The organism is Methyloceanibacter sp., assembly GCF_051306395.1.
In the GTDB taxonomy this organism is placed as follows: Bacteria; Pseudomonadota; Alphaproteobacteria; order Rhizobiales; family Methyloligellaceae; genus Methyloceanibacter.
Map to the genome: position 1 here is coordinate 1 of NZ_JBPPND010000094.1, position 2,926 is coordinate 2,926.

2 protein-coding genes are annotated in these 2,926 nt (G+C 65.5%); one reads left to right on the plus strand and one right to left on the minus strand.

Features of this window, described 5'->3' with window-relative positions:
- Window positions 1-472 precede the first annotated feature (472 nt).
- Window positions 473-988, plus strand: a complete 516-nt coding sequence (locus ACSLE4_RS05300; protein WP_435903436.1) for a TRADD-N-associated membrane domain-containing protein — start codon at window positions 473-475, stop codon at window positions 986-988.
- A gap of 73 nt (window positions 989-1,061) precedes the next feature.
- On the opposite strand, the gene ACSLE4_RS05305 is transcribed toward ACSLE4_RS05300, so the two are convergent.
- Window positions 1,062-2,798, minus strand: coding sequence for an IS1634 family transposase (locus ACSLE4_RS05305; RefSeq protein ID WP_435903437.1), 1,737 nt, complete (start codon window positions 2,796-2,798; stop codon window positions 1,062-1,064).
- Between the last annotated feature and the right edge of the window lie 128 nt (window positions 2,799-2,926).

Genomic DNA, 2,926 nt, shown 5'->3' on the forward strand with positions numbered 1-2,926 from the left:
ATCTGGAACGGAGTCTTCGGCCAGGCAAACGCGCCGCCAGAGCCCGCGTGACCCATCCACCGCCGCGCAGGCACGACCGGAGACCAAGAAGTGGAAACGCTGGCCAGACCAGCGGATCAGTCCTGCCCAAGCCAGGCCCCAGGACGCCGACGCCCAGCACGAGCCGCATCAAGACCTACCAGGCCGACCGCTCCACGGATCGAGGCTTAGTGCGGGGCACCCGGAAGCGAGGCGCCGACGCGGAATTGCCAACCCCTGCCGGATCCGACGATGTCTGGGGTGAACACGATCCGGTAGCCGCATCCGCGGATCAGCGTCCGATGTCAGGGCTGGACAATGGACGACCGGCCGACGACAGTTTGGACCAGTGGAGGTGCCTCATGGGTCTGTCGAAGAAGCCCGATCCCGACTGTCCGGGCAAGCCTCCGAGATCCGGGACAAGCTTGCAAAGGCTGGGCTGACTGCGAGCAGCTTGGAGCTGACGGCCGACAGGCAGCTCATCATTCCGAAGGGTGCGCTGCGGTTGGCGGATGTGGCAATCAACGAGGTCGCTGCCGCGGCACCCGACAACATTCAAGAGGTCGCTGCGTCCCAGCTGCGCATCAACGACTTGTACTACCAAGGGGTCCTCGCGCAAGCGCGTGTGAGTCTTCGTTGGGCTCTGGTGGCGGCGGGAGTCGGCCTGGCGTTCTTCGTGGTGGCCGTCGGGTTTGAGTTGGTACGCGGCCTCACGTCCGCGGCGATCATCAGCGCTCTCGGGGGTGCAGTGGTTGAAGTGATATCCGGCTTGAACTTCTGGCTGTACGCAAAGGTTGCTCGTCAGTTGGATGCTTTCCACATCCGGCTTGAACGCATGCAGCGCTTCCTAGTTGCCAACAGCGATGCTCGGAGCTTGACGGAAGAGGCTCGAGAACGCGCCCTTGAGGAACTCGTACGCACGATCGCTGTATCGACCATCGAGGGCGAGGAGCCGGCAGCCTCCTCCTAGCTTGAGTTTCCGGTGATTTTGGCGTGGCGGAGGAGTTTCGCCTGCTGGGTATGGGGTTCGGGGTGGGTTGTGGCTATGACCTAACTTTGGGTGTGTAGCGGTCGAGTCGGTAGAGGGCGGCGAGTTGGTCTTGCAGGTCGCTGGTCTCGGTGAGGATGCGCCGGGCCTTGGGTCGGCCGCCGGTGGAGGGGTAGATCAGGACGGTTTCTTCGATCCCGGCGAGTTGGCGCAGCAGTTCGCGTACCGAGAGGTGTAGTCCTGCGCGGTCGGCCTGTAGGCGTAGCAGGTGAGCGATCTGTAGGGCGAGTACGCAGGTGAAGGTGTGCACGCGGATGTTGTGCTCGGTCCAATGGAACATCGGGGAGTAGGAGACGACGTGGGTGTCTTTCATCTGCCGGAAGGAGCCTTCGGCTTCGGACTGGGACCGGTAGCCGGCGATGACGTCGGGAACGGGCCAGTCGTCGTGGTCAGTGATGATGACGTGTTTGCCGAAGATCTCGTCTTCTAGTTGCGCGCGGGCCTCGGTGTCGATGGTCCAGGCAAGGCGTAGGTCTTTGGGTTTGTCGCCGTCGAGTTGCCAGGTGATGACGCGGCGCACCCAGGCGTTGTGGGTGATCTTGGCGATGTCGGCCTCGACGGCGGGCCGGGCGCGGCGGGTCTTGCCGCGGGCCAAGGTGGCGGCCAGTTCGTCAAGGCGCCGGCCGGCTTTGGCCAGGGAGGTGCCCTCGAAGCCGCGGACCTGGTGGGCGTGCAGTTGGGTCGAGTGGGTCAGGATGGTGCGTCGCTGGGCGCCGTAGCTGGCCCGGTGGACCTCCAGGGCGTCCAGGCCGGGGTAGCGCTGCTCGTCGACGGGGGTGCGGGCGGCGGCGGGTAGGGCGAGCAGGTCCGGGCAGTCCGAGGCTGGCACCGAGGCGACGTAGTGCAGGTTTGTCTCGGCGAGCAATGCGAAGTTGGCCTGGCTGTTTTGCCCGGCGTCGAAGACCACCGTCATGTCCGCCGTGGCGGCGCCGGTGGCGGTGTCGCTGCTGGCGGTGTGTGCGGTGCTCAGGGCGGTGTGGCGGGCCGCCAGCGTCTTGATCATGTCGGGGAACTGGGTGACGTCGGGCTTGTTGCCGGGGTAGGCGTGGGAGAGCAGCGCGATGCCGCCGGCGCGGGTGACAACCAGCCCGAGCCCGACCAGGCGCAGGTCGGCGCGTTTTTGTTTCGCTTTGCCGCGTTGGGCGATCGGCGCCTTGGTGTTGCCGGTGTCGATGAAGGTGGCGAAGTTGGTCATGTCCAGGGCCACCGAGCTGGTGTCCAGTCCGAACCGGTCGCAGACCCGTAGGGCCAGCGTGTGCTCGATGTCGGCAAGCGCCTCGATGGGGAGGGCGTGCATGGCGTCCCAGAACCGGCGGTGGTCCAGCTCCGAGGCCCTGATCTTGGTGAACCGGTCGGCCGCGGTGGTTTTCCACCAGGTCGCGAACCCGCGTTTGGAGCACGGGTCGGTGACCCGGTTGAGCACCGCCAGGGCAAGGTAGGTGCCCGGTGAGAGCGGCAGCCCGGAGGGGCGCGGCCCGCACGCCTGGTCGATCAACTCGGCTATCCCGAGGTCGGCCAGCAGCCCCCACACCGCGGCCACCGCCCCGAAGTCCAGGTTGCGGCACCGATCGGGAAGGACCTGCTCCTCGTGGGCGTCGAGTAGTGCCTCGATCTGGGCCGCGTTGCCGAGGTACCGCTCGGAGACCATCTTCGGTTTGCCGTCCACCCAGCCCATCTCGCGCAGGTACCAGTACGGCTTGCCGTGGATCGTCTTCTTATAGAGACTGGTCATGACTTTAGGTCATAGGCTATTTTGGGCGCCCGGTCAAGCACCAGAACCGGCGTGCCGTAAGGGAATCCGTGTCAACTCACCCAGCACACGGCCAGCGAAAATCCATGATCACCGGAAACTCAAGCTAG

Excerpts from the sequence above, each read along its gene's own strand:
- ACSLE4_RS05305 (WP_435903437.1), bottom strand. The coding sequence starts at position 2,798 with ATGACCAGTCTCTATAAGAAGACGATCCACGGCAAGCCGTACTGGTAC.